Source organism: Lutibacter sp. (assembly GCF_041555395.1).
Taxonomy (GTDB): Bacteria; Bacteroidota; Bacteroidia; order Flavobacteriales; family Flavobacteriaceae; genus Lutibacter.
Genome location: NZ_JBFFKM010000011.1, coordinates 24,822 through 42,066, shown reverse-complemented (window position 1 = coordinate 42,066; position 17,245 = coordinate 24,822). Strand labels below are relative to the sequence as shown.

Genomic DNA, 17,245 nt, shown 5'->3' with positions numbered 1-17,245 from the left:
ATTCTGGGTTGTTCAAATAATAAAGAAATGGATGCTAAATCATCTGAAAATTTAACAAATATTGAATTAAAAATACAAGACTTGTTAAATGAAATGACCTTAAAGGAAAAAGCAGGTCAAATGTTAAATATTGGCTTACCAACTATACTAACTGGTGAATATTGGGATGAAAGAGATAGTGCTGTTTTTGATGCTGAAAAATTTAGAAAATACATCATTGAATATGGTGTTGGATCCATTCATAATACACCAGGTTATTTAGCAAGTAAAGAGGATTGGTATAGAATTGTAAAAGAAATTCAAGATTCAGCTATTCAAAAATCACGTTTAGGAATACCTGTGTTATATGGTATAGACAATATTCATGGGGCAAATTATATCAATGGATCTGTTATGTTTCCTCATCAAATTGGTTTAGCAGCTACTTGGAATACAGAATTAACAAAACGTAGCGCTGAAATTACTTCATATGAATCAAGGGCAGCCTCATTGCCTTGGAATTTCAACCCAAATGCGGATGTGGCAATTAACCCTTTATGGGGAAGAATTTCAGAAAGTTTTGGCGAAGATCCTTATTTGATTTCTGAAATGACGAATGCTTATATTGAAGGCTCACAAGGAGAAAGTTTAGGAAATTCAACTAATTCAGCCGTATGTTTAAAGCATTTTATAGGCTATGGTGCAGGAAGAAATGGAAAAGACAGAGCAAACGCAATCATTCCTGAAAATAATTTACGTCAATATTTTTTACCTCCTTTTGAAGAGGCTGTAAAAGCTGGAGCAATGGGAGTTATGATTAGCTCAAATGCTGTAAATGGAGTTCCTTGCCATAGTAACAGTTATTATATCAACACTATTTTAAAAGGAGAATTAGGTTTTAAAGGGGTCGTAATTTCCGATTTTAACGATATTGAATTTCTAATTGGAGCGCACGAAACGGCAAAGGATTTACGCGAAGCCACCAAATTGGCAGTGAACGCTGGGCTAGATTTAATAATGAATCCATTTGATGGTAAAATTATTGATGTTATTATTGATTTGGTTGAAAATGGAGAAATTGAAATGGGTAGAATTGATGATGCGGTTACACGAATTTTACGTTTAAAATTTCAGTTAAATTTATTTGAAGTACCGTATAATAACCCAAATGAATATCCTGATTTTGGAAGTAAAAAACACATTGCAGATAATTACACTATGGCAAGTGAATCTATTACATTGTTAAAAAACACTAACGCCATTTTACCTTTTAAAACCAATAAGAAAGTTTTGGTAACAGGATATGCTTCTAATTCAATAAATATGTTAAATGGAGCTTGGTCCAGAACTTTTTTAGGAAGAGACACTAAATATAATGACCCAACAAAACTTACCATTTTAGAAGCTATTAAAAAAGAAATTGGAGATGCTAATGTCGAATTTGTTGCAGGAACTGATTATACTGAAGATGTCAATTCGATACTTGCTGTGTCAAAAGCAAAAAATGTAGATTATATTGTTGTTTGTGTTGGCGAAATTCCTGCAACAGAAAAACCTTCAGATATAAATGAGTTAGAACTACCATTAGTTCAACAGGAACTAGTAAAAAAACTAGCTAAAACAGGGAAGCCAATAATTTTGGTAATGGCGCAAGGAAGACCAAGAATTATTAAAGATATTGAACCACTAGTCTCTGGAATTTTGATGGCGTATTATCCAGGTCAAGAAGGAGGTCGCGCTATTTCTGATGTGTTATATGGTAAAATAAACCCAAGTGGAAAATTGCCATATACGTATCCGAAATATTCTGGAAATTCTTTGACATATTATTATAAGAAAACTGACATAAGAGATTTAAATTGGAACTTTGACGGTTTTTACCCTCAGTTTGAATTTGGGTTTGGACTTTCATATACCACTTTTAACTATTCAAAATTAATAGTTTCAAGTGATACTTTAGTGGGGTCAAACAAACTTAAAATAAATGTTGACGTAACAAATAATGGTTCAGTAGATGGCAAGGAAATAGTGGAGTTGTTTGTAAAAGATTTAATTGCAACCGTGTCTCCTGATGCTAAAAAATTAATTCGTTTTGAAAAAATTCATTTAAAAGTTGGAGAAACTAAAACAGTAGAATTTTTAATTTCTTCCAAAGAATTAGGGTTTATTGGAATGGAAAATAAATGGGTAACTGAAGAAGGCGAATTTGAAATTCAAATAGGTGGGAATCCTCAAGAGTTATTGACATCAACTTTCTATTTTAAACTTAAAGATGATTGAAAAAACACCAAACTTAACGAATTGATTCTGTGTGTTTTGGAGGATTATTTTTATTCAACAAAAAACAGTCCTCCTCCATCATACAAATAATCATTTCCTAAACAAATAACTTGCTTTTGATTCGCAGTAATATAATCTCGTAATCTACTTCCATCTTTATGCTTTAAAATATTTCCCAAAAAAAACAATTTATCTTCCATTTCACCTATAGTTCCTCCGATAAATCCGTATTTGTGATCCACAATATTTATTGCTTTTGGGTCAAAATAAAAATAATCCATTTTATTGTTTTCCAACACTTTAACAATCCCTAAATCAGAAGTGATAAACTTTTGACTATTCATGGAAAACATACTGCATCTGACATAAGATTGGGGCACATGTATTAATTGTTTATTTGCACAATAATTTTGAATTGACTTGTCCGGTTTCCCATGATTGCAGAAAAAATAATCTTTGGTGCTGTAACAATTATATATGGAACTTTCTTCCAATGATTCACCAACATCTTTTATTCCTAAAGTATAATTTACTTTCTTTTTATTGAGAAAATCCATTAAATTTTTAGGAGAATTCGGCGCTATTATAAGCTTTTTTGAATCCTGAAACATAAAAATATCAGGATGGCCAGAAATGGAATTATAAGTAATATTTTCACTGGAGAACTCAAATACATCATCGACATATTTGGCTAGGTTATTTTTTACAACCTCAGGACTGCGTTGATCAATTATAGCATACATTTAATTCAAAATCTTTAAGAAAAGAATCAACGACAAAATTGATATCAAAACCTTTCGTTTTTAAATCATTTCTGTTTTTTCCTTTATATCCAATGGCGTAATTCAATTGTTTACTGGAAACACTGACAATTGACTGACCCTTTTTTACCAACTTTTTATAAAGAATATCGCCCCATAAAGCCGTTAACACCATTTCTTTAAAAGATGGATGAATTGGGCCAGCTACAAGTGACTTTCCAAGCTCAAGTTCTTCTGAAGGATGCAATCCAACCCGGAGAACTTTAATTGATGCAGCATTAAATATTTTCAGAACCTCTTTACTCCAAAGTATGGCCTCATCCAGTGAGAGCACCTTGTACTCTCCTCTTTCATACATTTTTTCCAATACGGTTCCTTTTACAACGATTGTTGGATAAATGCGTGTTGTATCTGCTCCCAGCCTAACAATGTCCTTAGCAGTTTGTATTGCAAGTTCTAAGGTGTCATAAGGAAGACCCAGCATCATCTGTAATCCAAGTTCAAAATCTCTTTTGCGAATGAGGTTAGCTGCTTTTTCGATAGCATCAAACTTATGGCCCCTCCCCGATTTTAATAATACTTTGTTATTTGTTGACTGCGCCCCTAACTCTATTGAAGTTACCCCGTATTTTTCAAGAATATCCAATATATCATCAGTGATATAATCCGGTTTTGTCGATAAACGAATGCCTTGAACTTTACCTTCTTTTACATATTCATAAGCCGCTTCTAAATAGGCAATCATTTCATTTCTGGGAATTCCGGTAAAGCTACCTCCAAAAAATGCAATGTTAATTTCTTTATTATTAGGTATGGTTTCAAGATAAGCGTCAATAATAGCGGCAATTTCATTTGGTTTTGGGACTGAAAAAGTAGCGCTTATTTTTTCCTGATTACAAAATACACATTGGTGTGGACAAGCCAATTGCGGAATAAATATAGGAATATTACAATGCTTCTTACTTTTCATTTATAAATGTATAAATGTCCTGTTTCTTTTATTTAAATTGAAATTTCAATAAACTTAATACCCAATTCTTTCTGAATTTCGTGAATTCTTTGGACTTCGTTAGGAACAATTAGGGCAATTGAAAATCCGGTTTTTCCTGCTCTTGCAGTTCTACCGCTTCTATGTGTATAATATTCCAATTGCTCAGGAAGTTGGTGGTGAATTATGAACGCCAAATTGTCTACATCAATTCCCCTTGCAGAAACATCTGTTGATATTAAAACCTGCAGACTTCCGTTTTTAAAGGCACGCATTACCTTATCCCGTTCTTTTTGTTGCATATCGCCCTCTAAGGCTTCCACAGAAAAACCTTCTTCTTTCAATTGCGCAGTTAAATTTTGTACACCAGCTTTTGTTCTGCAAAAAATAATCCCCCTGTCTGTACTCCTTCTTTCCAATATTTTAATGAGCAGGTTAACCTTATCTTTTATTTCCGTTTTAATATATTGATGCGTAATATTTACATTTACCAAATCCTTTTTGTTTACGGCAACTTTAGGCGTATTTGCAGCCATATAAGTTTTTATGATTTTTAGAATTTCTTCTGGCATAGTTGCCGAAAATAACCACGTATTTCTTGAACCGCTCGTAAATTTTAAAATCCTGTTTAAATCCTGTTTAAAACCCATACTCAACATTTCATCCGCTTCATCCAATACTATAGTTGATATTTTCTTCAAATCAACTTCTCCCCTTTCAATTAAATCAAGCAATCTTCCCGGAGTCGCCACAATAATATGCGTGGTTCTTTTTAGGGATTTCATTTGAATATCTATTTTTTCACCACCATAAACCCCTTCAACAAAAATTTTATCATCAGTATATTTGGTAAATTTAAACAGTTGTTTTTTTATTTGTTGAACCAATTCTCTTGTTGGGGCCAATATTAAAGCCTGTGTATAAGGCAAAGCGCTATTAATATTGTGCAGTATTGGAAGTCCGAAAGCTGCTGTTTTTCCTGTTCCGGTTTGTGCCAAACCTATAAAATCTGTTTTTGAATTCAATAAAACAGGAATTGCTTTTTCCTGAATTTCGGTAGGTGATTTAATCCCAAGCTCTTTTAATGCTTCTATATATTCTTTGCGAATACCTAACGCTGAAAATGTGGCCATACTTTTTATTTTTGAAAGTTGCAAAGATACGCTTATTTATAAGGCTTTAACTATTTATTATAACTTATCAAAAATGAGCATTTAACCGTTTATTTTTAGCAAAAATTATTTTCAACAAAAAATAATTCTCAACTATTAAAAAAATATCGTAAAAAAAGCCGCTTAATAAGCAGCTTTTAATTCAATTTATATTTTTTACTTTAAATCTTCTTTACTTTTACAGCATTCATTCCTTTTAAGCCGCGTTCCAATTCGAAACTAACTTTATCATTTTCTTTTATTTCCTCTAAAATTCCACTAACATGCACGAAATATTTTTCTTGGGACTCGTTCTCAATAATAAAACCAAAACCCTTTGAGCTGTCAAAAAAAGATACCTTTCCTTTTTTTTCTGTTTCCTCAACTTCTCTGTCTTCTTTTTTAGGCACACCAATTTCTATGCTAGAGGCTTCCACTTTTATTTTTCTTGATGGATCCATTGGGGTATCTGTAAGCTGCCCAAATTCATCAACATAAATAAATTCGCTCTCTTGCCCTCCAGCTTTGCGTTCTTCTTTTTTCAGCAGTTTATCTTTTTTCTTTTTTAAACGCTTTTTTTCTCTTTCTTTTTTACCAAAGGTTTCTTGTGATCCGGCCATTAATTAATTATTGTTAAAATTTTTATATTTAATCTGTTTTTCCTAAACAGTTAAGGTTGTCATCTAAAATATGAAAGAAATATTGTAAAACGACAATTCTAAAGATTGATTTACACAATGATTTATCCAATTATTGCAATGACTCATTCCCGTAAAAATTAAATATAGCGATTAAATTTTTACAGAAACTTTTGCAAATATAGAGTTTTCATTCTAATTTTAGTGAAACTTTTTATTAATTTAATTTTGAGTTTCAATGAATTACATAGGCTTACTTTTTTCTACAATGTAATTTATAATACAATTTTAGGAAATTAATTGCTGGTAAACAACATTTTATTACAGAATAGCATTTATTTTTTTGATGCAATTACATCTTTTTTTTAAGTAAATGACCATGAAAATTATAAATGCAAACAATTTGCTATATTTAATAAATTACTTAATTTTAATTCATTATTCTGAAATAATAACCAATACTAACCTACACATTTTACTATGAATGATTCAACCAACAAACCAACAAGCGCTTTTTGGATAATTAGCGCGGTAGCACTACTTTGGAGCATTTCTGGAGTTATCGCCTATTTAGGTCAGGCTTATATGACTAATGAAGTTTTAGCGACTTTGCCAGAAGCCGAGCAAGCCTATTATAATAATGTTCCTGCCTGGGTAACCGGTGTTTTTGCTATTGCAGTTTTTGCGGGTGTATTTGCTTGCGTGGGTCTTTTGATGAGAAAAAAGTGGGCTACAACGCTTTTTATAGTATCACTTGTTGCTGTAATTACCCAATTTATTTACAACTTTTTTATTCAAACTTTTATGGAAGTGTCTGGATATAAAATGATTTGGCCGATGGTTATTATTGTTATTGCACTGTTCTTAGTTTGGTTTTCACGAAAATCAGAGAAAGAAGGCTGGATTTTATAAATAAATCTCACTAAAAAATTAAATAACCTGAAGAATCAAATTCAGTTTCTTTTATGCACATATTTTTCAATCGGCTTCAATAAATTGCTACTTTTGGAATAATATGAAAAACCTTTTGATTATAGGATTTGTTTGGCCTGAACCCAATTCAACGGCTGCCGGAAGCCGAATGCTTCAATTGATTGAATTATTTCAAAAAAATGGTTTTACGGTTACTTTTGTTTGTACTGCCTCAAAATCAAAAAATTCATTTGAATTTGGGGAATTAAATATAAAAACATTCGATATTCATCTAAACGACTCAAGTTTTGATTTATTGGTAAAAAAAATTAATCCGGAATTTGTTTTGTTTGATCGATTTTTGACAGAAGAGCAATTTGGATGGCGGATTGCTGAAAATTGCCCGGAAGCCATAAGAATTTTGGATACAGAAGACTTGCATTTTTTGAGACACGCAAGGCAGGTTGCCTATAAAAATAATGACATAGTTACTTTAAATCATATAAAAAATGATTTGGCAAAACGAGAAATTTCCAGTATTTATAGATGTGATTTAACGCTTATTATTTCAAAATTTGAAATGAAATTGTTAAGAAAGACCTTTAAAATAGATAAATCATTGTTGATTTATATGCCTTTTTTAATGAATAAAATAAATTTAGAAACCATTAGCTCCTATCCTACTTTCCTAAATCGAAAACATTTTATTTCTATCGGAAATTTTAAACATGAGCCAAATTTAAATTCCGTTCAATATTTGAAAGAAGTCATTTGGCCATTAATCCACGAAAAATTACCAGAAGTTCAATTACATGTTTATGGTGCTTATGCAACTGAAAAAGTGTTGCAATTGCAAAATAAAAAGGAAGGATTTATCATAAAAGGATGGGCTGAAAGTACGGAACATGTTTTTACAAATGCTCGAGTTTGTTTGGCGCCACTTCAGTTTGGTGCAGGTTTAAAAGGAAAACTCATAGATGCCATGCAATATGGAACGCCCAGCATTACTACAAACATTGGTGCCGAAGCCATGCACAATAAATTAGCCTGGAATGGTTTTATTACTGACGATCCCTATGAAATTGCATTAAAATCGGTTGAATTGTATACCAATGAAAAATTATGGAAAAAAGCGCAACAACATGGTGTTGAAATCATTGATGTATGTTACTCAAAAGAAAAATATAAAAAAAAGCTATTTAATAAAATCGAATACATTCAAAAAAATAGTTCAGAACACAGATTAAAAAACTTTATCGGAGCTATGTTGCTGCATCACACCATACAAAGCACAAAATATATGTCGAAATGGATTGAAGAAAAAAACAAGTTGTTGTAAAATAAAAATTAGTGTTAATTTATTCCTTTTTAGACTGAAGAATATTCAATATTTCTGAAGGAAACTTAACTGGCTTCATTGTTTTTTTATCAAGCAAACACCAAATTGTTTTTGCTTTAGACAATAGTTTATCTTCCCTTCTAATTTCAACAAAACGTTCTGATTTTACGCCATAAGAATCTCCTATATAAGTGGCTACTGTAATCACATCATTAAGCATTGCTGGCAAAAAATAGTCAATTTCATGTCTAATGACAACCCATACATATTTGTTGTCTATATCATTATTACTCAGTAGGCTCCAATGTTTTTGAGCCGCATTTTGTACCCAATTCAAATAGGTTACATTGTTCACATGATTCAATGTATCAATGTCATTTTCAGAAACAATTAAAGTGTAGGTAAAACTGTTATTTATCATTTTTATAGGTTTAAAATAGAATAAAATTAAATAACTTTTACCAATATCAAAGCCATTTACAACTTAAAATAAAATATAAAAATAATTGGAATTATAAATGTTATATTTTACATTTACACCACCTGAATAAAGTTCAAGAATATTTAATCTTTTAGTTTTTTTCTAAAATATATTTAAAAGATTTGCAGTCGTAAAGCTTGTGTCAGAGAAATTATCGTGGGGACGACAGTTTTTTTCAAGTTTTTTGCGGCTGTTTTTTAAGAAATAAAGTTTTTAAAAATCAGTTGTAACATCTATATCTTTTTTACTACCGTTGTGGGGACGCCAATTTAAAGATAGTTACAACTGTTTTTTTTATGGGGACAACAGTTTTTCTCTTTTTATAAGGAAATACAACTCTTTTTTGGAGCTATTACATTTCCCTTTTTATTTTTAAATTTAAAATACGGGGTTAACGTATTTATATAAATTCGTTCTAATTTGTTTTGATGACTCTTGATGTTATTTTTTTCGATTAAAAGCATAATTCAAAAATTTTAAATTAATATTTTATAAACGATTCTTTAAATCAATTAAAGAATACTTAATTTCTGTTTTTTTGATTTATTCAAAACAAGCACCCTTTTAATTTCTTAAGCATCATCACCTTTAATTAGTTTTAAAGCTTATTTTCAATAAAAAATACAGCCGCACTATTTATCTTCCAGTTACGGTTGTGGGAAAGGTGGCTTTTGGATAAATGTGCTGCGGCTGCTTTTAATTATACCAAAAGATTTACCTGATTCGGACAAATGAAATTGTTTCAAACCAGATAAATCTTTAGTTAATATAGACTCCAAAGCCTTTGAATTTATAATTCTCCTTTGAAGCGTGCTGCTACAGAATGTAACAGCCAGAGAAATAATTATTAATACGATTAATAATATTGAACTCATGTTTGGGGGTTTTGGAGTTGGGGTTGATTTATTTGTTCCTACGTTATCATTTAATAAAAAAGAGATAGCATCAAGGTTCTTACTAACCATCTAACTTTGTGAAAAGCATTTTCGGATTGCTTTTTTAAGTATGTGACTACAGTGATACTATCTCTAAGGGTTAATTTACTTCTTCATAAATTCTTCAAGGTTTAAAAGGTTCTTACATTTTTCTTACTAATCAATTAATTTCTTACTATTAATTCTTACTACTATTTAATTAATTCTTACTACGTAATTAATTTTTACTATTTAATTTAGGTTCTTTTTAATATAATAAGTTGGGGTAATAACTCATTATTTCAGAAAATAACCAATTTTGGGGTTGATTTATTTATTCCTAATTTTTTCCAATAATTTGTTCAGCGTCAGGATTTCGTCATCTGTTAAACCTTCTACGATGTCATTTTTAAATTCTGAATGAACGTCATCAATTTCAGCTAACAGATTTAAACCTTTCTCTGTGATTCGAATTTCTACCATCCTCCTATTCTCTTCACTTTGAATTCTGCTTATTAAACCTTTTAACCGTAATTTTTCGACCAAACGCGTTGTATTACTATTTTTACTTACCATTTCGGCTTGCAATGTCAAAAGATTTGCAGGTTCGCCTCCTAATTCTCTTAAAGAACGTAATACTTGATACTGTTGGATTGATAGAGCATATTGTTTTAAATGATCTGAAAACTTTTCATTCATCCAATTACCTGTTTGCAATATATTCTCAATTGTATAATCAGGTAAGCTTAACTCATCCTTTTTATCATTTTTATTCAACTTCTGGGGGACAACAATTATCTATACTACTATTGTATATACATCAAATGTATGTACAAATGTTTAAACAACCAAACATTTTTGTTAAAAACTTTCATTTTATTTTTGTAAAATGCACTTAAATGTCTGATTTGCTGAATAAAAACAACCGGTTAATTGAATTTTTAACTACTGAGTCTTCTCTAAAAATCTCTTTGTTTACACAAGGTTTAAACCTATTTACCAATAATTACAGAGGTTTGTATGGCTATTTTCGCTTCTGTTTTTTTCGCGCAGAGGAAAACGTGTAGTTTTTGTTGAACAATGATTAAAAATTGTTGATAAGTCTATTGTATTTTGTTTAAAATGCTAACAATTAACACCTACGCCTACCCCATATCGATTGTTTATTTATAATATTATTGGTGTAAATAGGAATGTTAATTTCAATTTTTTTACAAAAAAAAACGCTTTAAAATAAATGAAAGCGCTCTTTTTTATTTCAATTAAAGTTTATTTAAACGAAATTTTTCGCATACGTAAACTTAGTGGCGTTACTTCTAAATATTCATCATCCTTAATATACTCCATACATTCTTCCAATGAAAACTCTTTCTTAGGAGCAATATTTACCGCAGTATCTGTTCCGGATTTTCTAACGTTTGTTAGTTTTTTACCTTTTGTAAGGTTGATGGCCATATCATCTTGTCTGTTATTTTCACCAACAACTTGTCCTTTGTAAATTTCCTGATTAATATCGATAAAGAAAACCCCTCTATCCCCTAGCTTATCAATAGCGTAGGCAGTTGCTTTACCTGCTTCCGCAGAAATTAAAGCGCCATTTACAACCTCAGTAAAATCACCTTTATAAGGACTAAAGCTAGCAAAATTATGATTTATAATTGCAGTACCAGCTGTTGCTGTCAATAATTTATTACGTAAACCTATTAACCCTCTCGATGGAATGGAAAATTCTAAATGCTGTAAATCACCTTTAGGTTCCATAATTAATAAATCTCCTTTTTTTAAGGATACCAGGTTAATTACTTTGCTGGATAATTCTTCAGGAACATTAATTACAAGTGTTTCGTAAGGTTCACATTTAACGCCATCAATGTCTTTCATAATTACCTGTGGCCTTCCCACTTGCAATTCATATCCTTCTCTTCGCATTGTTTCAATCAAAACAGATAAATGCAAAATTCCTCGTCCGAAAACATTAAACCTGTCTTCGCTATCTGTATCCTCTACCCTAAGGGCTAAATTCTTTTCAGTTTCTTTATACAGTCTGTCACGTAAATGACGAGATGTTACAAATTTCCCTTCTTTACCATAAAACGGTGAGTTGTTAATTGTAAACAACATACTCATTGTAGGTTGATCCACTTTTAACCTCGTTAATGGCTCCGGATTTACAAGATCGGCAATGGTATCACCAATTTCAAACCCTTCAATCCCTGTTATTGCACAAATATCACCACTTCTTACTGAAGCCGCTCTGTCTTTACCCATACCTTCAAAAGTATGAAGTTCTTTAATTCGTACTTTTTTAAAGCTTCCATCTGCTTTACAAATCGCATAATCTTTACCTTCCACTAAATCACCCCTAAAAACACGTCCAATAGCAATACGGCCAACAAACGATGTAAAATCTAAAGAAGTAATTTGCATTTGAGGAGTTCCTTCATAATACGGAGCCTCAGGAATATTTTCTAATATAGCGTCTAATAAAGGAATAATATTATCGGTTTGTTCTCTCCAATCTGTATTCATCCAATTATGTTTGGCCGAACCATAAATTGTAGCAAAATCAAGTTGTTTTTCAGTTGCATCCAAAGCAAACATTAAATCGAACACTTTTTCGTGCACCAAATCAGGTGTACAGTTCTCTTTATCAACTTTATTTACTACTAATATTGGCGTTAAACCCAATTCAAGTGCTTTACCTAAAACAAAACGTGTTTGTGGCATCGGCCCTTCAAATGCATCTACCAATAATAAAACACCATCAGCCATATTTAAGACCCTTTCAACTTCACCACCAAAATCGGCGTGACCAGGAGTATCAATAATATTGATTTTTACGCCTTTATATATAATAGACACGTTTTTTGACAATATGGTAATTCCTCTTTCTCTTTCTAAATCATTACTGTCCAATAATAATTCTGTACGAACTTTTCGTTCATCCAAAATATGGGCTTGATCAATAATTTTATCAACCAATGTAGTTTTACCGTGGTCAACGTGGGCTATAATAGCGATGTTTCTGATAGATTGCATGTTCTAATTTTTTAGGCGATGCAAAAGTAGTTGTTTTATTTTGTTTTATATCACAAAAGTTTCATAATGATTTTCCTACTTTAAAAAACTTAACTAACTGTATTTGTTTGTATTAAATATTCAAAATAATGATTTTAGAAAATCACATTTTATCGATTAATTGGTAATATGGATTATCAACAGGCATTAATAGCACCTTTAAGTATTTTTTAGGTGAATTGTCTTCTTTCAAAAATAGTATAAAATAAACTGCACGAGAGGCAGTTTATTTTGTAAATAATTTATTAAATATGTTATATTTTGCGCCTTTCACGTTCGCGTTTCAACAATTCAAGTTCACGATTTGTTTGTCCGGCCACTGAAGTATTTTCTTCGGCACGTCTTATTAGGTAAGGCATCACATCGCGTACAGGGCCAAATGGTAAATATTTAGCAACATTATAACCTGCTGCAGATAAATTATAACTTATATGATCACTCATACCATATAATTGACCAAACCAGATTCTCTTATCTTTTTTGTTGAAATTATATTTATCAATTAAATTCATAAACAAGTAAGAACTGTCCTCATTATGCGTTCCTGCAAAAATAGCCATGTCATTAATGTTTTCCATCATATATACCAAAACATCATTGTACATTGTATCGGTAGCAGCTTTGTTAGCGCAAATTGGGTCTTTGTAACCATATTCTTCTGCACGTTCCCGTTCTTTTTCCATATAAGCGCCACGAACCAATTTCATACCAATTTTAAAACCTTTTTCTTTGGCACGATTGTGCAATTTTTGAAGATAGTCCAATCGATCCCAACGATATAATTGCAAAGTCCCAAATACAATCGCTTTTTCTTTATTGTATTTTTCCATCATTTCTTCAATTAAATCGTCTGCTGCAAGTTGCATCCAACTTTCTTCAGCATCAATTAATAAAGGAACATCATTCTCAAAAGCAGCTTTACTTACAATATCATATCTTTCTTTGATACGCTTCCATTCCACTAATTCATGCCTGTCCAATTTGGTGCCTTCTGTTATTTTTTGGTAAATTTCCAAACGGCCAAATCCTGAAGGCTTAAACACGGCAAATGGAATACTTGGCTTTTCAGTGCCAAATTTAATGGTGTTCAATGTTTTTTCCATTGCCAAATCAAATTGTTCTTCAACTTCTTTGCCTTCAGCTGAATAATCCAAAACAGAATGTACATTTTTCGTGTACATTTTATCAATTATTGGCATACAATCAATTTCGGAAACGCCACCGCAAAAATGATCAAAAACGGTAGCTCTAATAATTCCTTCAACAGGCAAATGCGTTTTAAGGGCAAATCTGGTAACGGCAGTTCCTATTTTAACAAGAGGCTCGCGCTTAATCATTTCAAACAAATAGAAGGCTCTTTCCAGTTCAGAATTTGTTTTTAAAGCAAAGGCAACTTCAGTATTGTCAAATATTTTTTTCATTGTAAATTCTATTTGTACAAAGATACCTACAAAGTGTTTATTTTTTAATTTTTTTACCTTTAATTTGCACAAAATATTATCCAACATGCAACCTATTTTATCCAACAATTACTATGTAAACTTTAATGAAGACGCTTATAAAAAACTTAATGTTTTTATTTCTGATTACAACCCTTCTGCAATTTTTATTTTAGTTGACGAAAATACCAATAACTATTGTTTATCCATTTTATTGGAATCGGTGGAAACGGAAGCTCAAATTGAAATTATTGAAATTGAATCTGGTGAAGAAAATAAAAATCTTGATACCTGCTCTGGGGTTTGGCATGCTTTAACGGAATTAGGCGCCGATAGAAAGAGCCTAATGATTAACTTAGGTGGTGGTGTTATTACGGATTTGGGTGGATTTGTAGCTTCTGCCTTTAAACGGGGAATTGCATTCATAAATATTCCTACAACTCTTTTGAGTATGGTTGACGCCTCTGTTGGAGGTAAAACAGGCGTGGATTTAGGTGTTTTAAAAAATCAGATCGGGTTATTTTCTGACCCTGAAATGGTGCTGATTGACCCGCTTTATTTAGAAACCATTTCGGACCGTGAACTGCGTTCAGGATTGGCAGAAATTATAAAATATGGAATTACTTATGATATTAAACTATGGAATGAGATCCTCAATTTTAAAGAATTAAATATCATTAATATAATCAAATTGATTCATCGTTCTATTGAAATTAAAAATGAAGTGGTTACCAAAGATCCCAAAGAAAAAGGATTGCGCAAAGTTTTAAACTTCGGACACACATTGGGGCACGCCATTGAATCTTATTTCTTGGATTCGGATGATAAAGAAAATTTAACTCATGGAGAAGCCATAGCTATTGGAATGATAACTGAAGCTTTTATCTCTCAAAAACTATTAGATTTCCCTTATAAACAAGTAAAAGTTATCAAAGAAACCATTCTGAATCTTTATACAAAAGTGCATATTGATATTGATGATTATGAAGGAATTATTGCGCTTTTAATTCATGACAAGAAGAATGTGGGCGGACAAGTAAATTTTGTTTTGTTAACTGATTTTGAACAATTTAAATTGGATTGTAAAGTTGAAAAAGCATTGCTTATAGACGCTTTAAATTATTACAACGCCTAACAACAATTGACAAGAACTTCCCGGTAAACTTCCTTATATGCCGGTAAAATATTATCCAAACTAAATTTTTTGGCCTGTGCTAATGCATTATGTTTAAATTGCTGAAGCCGGTCCAAATCCTCTAAAATATAAATTCCGTTTTTTGCCATATCATCCGTATCCCCAACATTGCTTAAAAAACCGGTAACGCCTTGAATATTTACTTCTGGCAATCCTCCTGAATTTGTTGAAATTACGGGTGTTCTCGCTGCCATTGCTTCTAATGCCGCAAGTCCAAAACTTTCTGTTTCTGAAGGCAATAAAAACAAATCGGAATAACAAAGGAGTTTATTTACCTCATTGCTGTTTCCCAAAAAGAGCACTTTGTCCAAAATCCCTAATTCCTTAGCTTGTTGCTCAATACTTTCCCTCTCAGGACCTTCGCCAACTAAAAGTAATTTTGAAGGAATCTTCTTCTGAATTTTATAAAAAATAGTAATTACATCGGCAGCTCGTTTTACTGGACGTAAATTACTGATATGCGCAATAATGCGTTCATTTTCATTTGCAATAGTATGGCGCTGACATTCTTCAGAATGAATTTCGGGATATTTCTCAAAATCAATAAAGTTATAAATCACTTTTATGTCTTTGGAAATATTAAATAATCGCAAAGTATCTTTTCGCAAACTCTCTGATACTGTGGTAACTACATCAGAATGATTGATGCTAAATTCAACAGCTGGTTTATAATTTGGATGACTTCCTACTAAAGTGATATCAGTTCCATGAAGTGTGGTGACCACTTTAATATCAATTCCTTTTTCTTTAAGCATTTGTTTCGCCATATAGGCTGCGTAGGCATGAGGAATTGCATAGTGCACGTGTAGTATTTCTAATTTGTACATCTGCACCACTTCCACTATTTTGCTTGAAAGAGCCAATTCGTAAGGCTGAAAATGAAATAAAGGATATTCTTCCACAAAAACTTCATGAAAATGAATATTATTTGAAAGAAAATCGAGCCGGACAGGTTGTTTATAGGTTATAAAATGAACCTGATGATCTCTTTGGGCCAAAGCCATTCCCAATTCTGTTGCCACTACGCCACTTCCCCCAAATGTTGGATAACAAACAATACCTATTTTCATGTAACTAATTTAAAATGTATTTGAACAGACGTAAATATAGATTATTCTTACAATTATCAGAACCGAATTTTAACCTATCATAAAAAAATCCTGCAAAAGCAGGATTTCTATTTAGTAATCTCCTAATGTTTCAGGATTTTGATTTAAAGCAATTTCCAATTGTGCATCATTTGGTGCTTTGCCATGCCATGCATGGGTGTGCATCATAAAATCTACGCCGTTACCCATTACAGTATGCAATAAAATACAAACAGGTTTTCCTTTTCCTGTCAAAGATTTGGCTTTTGCCAAACCTTTTTTAATACTATCAATATCATTCCCTTTTTCAACATCCAACACTATCCAGCCAAAAGCTTCAAATTTAGCTTTTAAACTACCTAAAGGCATTACATCATCAGTTGCGCCGTCAATTTGTTGCCCGTTATAATCTATCGTTGCTATATAATTGTCAATTTTTTTACCGGCAGCGTACATAGCTGCTTCCCAAATTTGACCTTCCTGCATTTCACCATCTCCGTGTAATGAGTAAATTAATTTTGAATCTCCATTTATTATTTTTGCTTGTGCAGCACCAATGGCAACACTCATTCCTTGGCCCAATGAACCCGATGAAATACGGATTCCCGGTAAACCATCATGGGTAGTTGGATGCCCTTGTAAACGTGAATTTAATTTTCTGAAAGTTGCCAATTCACTCACTGGAAAAAAACCACTTCGTGCTAAAACACTATAATAAGCAGGTGAAATATGTCCATTTGACAAAAAGAATAAATCTTCATTTTTTCCATCCATTGAAAAATTGGTAGGATAATCCATTACTTCTTGGTATAAAACCGTTAAAAACTCGTTACAGCCCAATGAACCCCCTGGATGACCAGAATTTACGGCGTGCACCATTCTAACGATATCTCTTCTTACTTGTTGCGAAAAATCCTGTAATTGTTGTGTTGTTGGCATTTATTAAAATTTAATTTAAAGCAGCAAAAATACTGTTTTTGAATTTTGAAACACTTAAATAAT

The 17,245-nt window shown here is 31.8% G+C and carries 15 protein-coding genes; 4 read left to right on the top strand and 11 right to left on the bottom strand.

All coding sequences use genetic code 11. The features are described from left to right. Positions 1-27 precede the first annotated feature (27 nt). Positions 28-2,259, top strand: a complete 2,232-nt coding sequence (locus ABY285_RS04285; RefSeq protein ID WP_372767369.1) for a glycoside hydrolase family 3 N-terminal domain-containing protein — start codon at positions 28-30, stop codon at positions 2,257-2,259. A 50-nt stretch (positions 2,260-2,309) separates the two neighbouring features. On the opposite strand, the gene ABY285_RS04280 is transcribed toward ABY285_RS04285, so the two are convergent. The 4 genes from ABY285_RS04280 to ABY285_RS04265 form a co-directional block, all read right to left on the bottom strand. Next, entirely contained in the window at positions 2,310-3,002 is a 693-nt protein-coding gene (locus ABY285_RS04280) for a DUF6873 family GME fold protein (protein ID WP_372767367.1), read from the bottom strand. Next, positions 2,986-3,990 carry an elongator complex protein 3 gene (locus ABY285_RS04275; protein ID WP_372767365.1) on the bottom strand — a complete coding sequence of 335 codons (1,005 nt, stop codon included), beginning with the start codon at positions 3,988-3,990 and terminating at the stop codon, positions 2,986-2,988. Before ABY285_RS04275 ends, ABY285_RS04280 begins: the two co-directional genes overlap by 17 nt. A gap of 32 nt (positions 3,991-4,022) precedes the next feature. Beyond that, positions 4,023-5,141 carry a DEAD/DEAH box helicase gene (locus tag ABY285_RS04270; RefSeq protein WP_372767363.1) on the bottom strand — a complete coding sequence of 373 codons (1,119 nt, stop codon included), beginning with the start codon at positions 5,139-5,141 and terminating at the stop codon, positions 4,023-4,025. A gap of 200 nt (positions 5,142-5,341) precedes the next feature. After that, positions 5,342-5,779: a cold-shock protein gene (locus tag ABY285_RS04265; RefSeq protein WP_372767361.1), complete on the bottom strand. Its 438-nt coding sequence runs from the start codon at positions 5,777-5,779 to the stop codon at positions 5,342-5,344. 498 nt (positions 5,780-6,277) lie between these two features. On the opposite strand from ABY285_RS04265, the gene ABY285_RS04260 reads away from it, so the two are divergent. Both ABY285_RS04260 and ABY285_RS04255 read left to right on the top strand, forming a co-directional pair. Continuing rightward, entirely contained in the window at positions 6,278-6,709 is a 432-nt protein-coding gene (locus ABY285_RS04260) for a hypothetical protein (RefSeq protein WP_372767359.1), read from the top strand. 103 nt (positions 6,710-6,812) lie between these two features. After that, complete coding sequence (locus ABY285_RS04255) at positions 6,813-8,048, top strand: glycosyltransferase family 4 protein (RefSeq protein WP_372767357.1); 1,236 nt, start codon at positions 6,813-6,815, stop codon at positions 8,046-8,048. Between the two features lie 19 nt (positions 8,049-8,067). Here ABY285_RS04255 and ABY285_RS04250 read toward each other — a convergent pair whose 3' ends face one another. From ABY285_RS04250 to ABY285_RS04230, 5 genes are all read right to left on the bottom strand, one after another. Continuing rightward, the gene (locus ABY285_RS04250; RefSeq protein WP_372767355.1) at positions 8,068-8,469 is read right to left on the bottom strand and encodes an acyl-CoA thioesterase; all 402 of its coding nucleotides are present in this window, start codon (positions 8,467-8,469) and stop codon (positions 8,068-8,070) included. Positions 8,470-9,176: 707 nt separating this feature from the next. Continuing rightward, entirely contained in the window at positions 9,177-9,404 is a 228-nt protein-coding gene (locus tag ABY285_RS04245) for a hypothetical protein (protein WP_372767353.1), read from the bottom strand. A 369-nt stretch (positions 9,405-9,773) separates the two neighbouring features. Then, the gene (locus ABY285_RS04240) at positions 9,774-10,220 is read right to left on the bottom strand and encodes a MarR family winged helix-turn-helix transcriptional regulator (RefSeq protein WP_372767351.1); all 447 of its coding nucleotides are present in this window, start codon (positions 10,218-10,220) and stop codon (positions 9,774-9,776) included. 492 nt (positions 10,221-10,712) lie between these two features. After that, positions 10,713-12,482: a translational GTPase TypA gene (gene typA / locus ABY285_RS04235; protein ID WP_372767349.1), complete on the bottom strand. Its 1,770-nt coding sequence runs from the start codon at positions 12,480-12,482 to the stop codon at positions 10,713-10,715. A 293-nt stretch (positions 12,483-12,775) separates the two neighbouring features. Further along, a complete protein-coding gene (locus ABY285_RS04230; protein ID WP_372767347.1) occupies positions 12,776-13,942 on the bottom strand; it encodes a proline dehydrogenase family protein in 1,167 nt (388 codons plus the stop codon). A gap of 85 nt (positions 13,943-14,027) precedes the next feature. Between ABY285_RS04230 and aroB the strand changes: the two genes are divergently transcribed. Then, positions 14,028-15,095, top strand: a complete 1,068-nt coding sequence (aroB, locus tag ABY285_RS04225; protein WP_372767346.1) for a 3-dehydroquinate synthase — start codon at positions 14,028-14,030, stop codon at positions 15,093-15,095. Here aroB and bshA read toward each other — a convergent pair. Both bshA and ABY285_RS04215 read right to left on the bottom strand, forming a co-directional pair. After that, positions 15,092-16,225 carry an N-acetyl-alpha-D-glucosaminyl L-malate synthase BshA gene (gene bshA / locus ABY285_RS04220; protein WP_372767344.1) on the bottom strand — a complete coding sequence of 378 codons (1,134 nt, stop codon included), beginning with the start codon at positions 16,223-16,225 and terminating at the stop codon, positions 15,092-15,094. The genes aroB and bshA overlap by 4 nt on opposite strands. Before the next feature lie 111 nt (positions 16,226-16,336). Further along, positions 16,337-17,182 (bottom strand): transketolase, encoded by an 846-nt coding sequence (locus tag ABY285_RS04215; protein ID WP_372767342.1) that lies wholly within the window; start codon positions 17,180-17,182, stop codon positions 16,337-16,339. Between the last annotated feature and the right edge of the window lie 63 nt (positions 17,183-17,245).

Bases quoted from the DNA above. Each gene is read 5' to 3' on its own strand.
- ABY285_RS04285 (WP_372767369.1), top strand. From the start codon at position 28: ATGGATGCTAAATCATCTGAAAATTTAACAAATATTGAATTAAAAATA.
- ABY285_RS04280 (WP_372767367.1), bottom strand. From the start codon at position 3,002: ATGTATGCTATAATTGATCAACGCAGTCCTGAGGTTGTAAAAAATAAC.
- ABY285_RS04275 (WP_372767365.1), bottom strand. From the start codon at position 3,990: ATGAAAAGTAAGAAGCATTGTAATATTCCTATATTTATTCCGCAATTG.
- ABY285_RS04270 (WP_372767363.1), bottom strand. From the start codon at position 5,141: ATGGCCACATTTTCAGCGTTAGGTATTCGCAAAGAATATATAGAAGCA.
- ABY285_RS04265 (WP_372767361.1), bottom strand. From the start codon at position 5,779: ATGGCCGGATCACAAGAAACCTTTGGTAAAAAAGAAAGAGAAAAAAAG.
- ABY285_RS04260 (WP_372767359.1), top strand. From the start codon at position 6,278: ATGAATGATTCAACCAACAAACCAACAAGCGCTTTTTGGATAATTAGC.
- ABY285_RS04255 (WP_372767357.1), top strand. From the start codon at position 6,813: ATGAAAAACCTTTTGATTATAGGATTTGTTTGGCCTGAACCCAATTCA.
- ABY285_RS04250 (WP_372767355.1), bottom strand. From the start codon at position 8,469: ATGATAAATAACAGTTTTACCTACACTTTAATTGTTTCTGAAAATGAC.
- ABY285_RS04245 (WP_372767353.1), bottom strand. From the start codon at position 9,404: ATGAGTTCAATATTATTAATCGTATTAATAATTATTTCTCTGGCTGTT.
- typA (WP_372767349.1), bottom strand. From the start codon at position 12,482: ATGCAATCTATCAGAAACATCGCTATTATAGCCCACGTTGACCACGGT.
- ABY285_RS04230 (WP_372767347.1), bottom strand. From the start codon at position 13,942: ATGAAAAAAATATTTGACAATACTGAAGTTGCCTTTGCTTTAAAAACA.
- aroB (WP_372767346.1), top strand. From the start codon at position 14,028: ATGCAACCTATTTTATCCAACAATTACTATGTAAACTTTAATGAAGAC.
- bshA (WP_372767344.1), bottom strand. From the start codon at position 16,225: ATGAAAATAGGTATTGTTTGTTATCCAACATTTGGGGGAAGTGGCGTA.
- ABY285_RS04215 (WP_372767342.1), bottom strand. From the start codon at position 17,182: ATGCCAACAACACAACAATTACAGGATTTTTCGCAACAAGTAAGAAGA.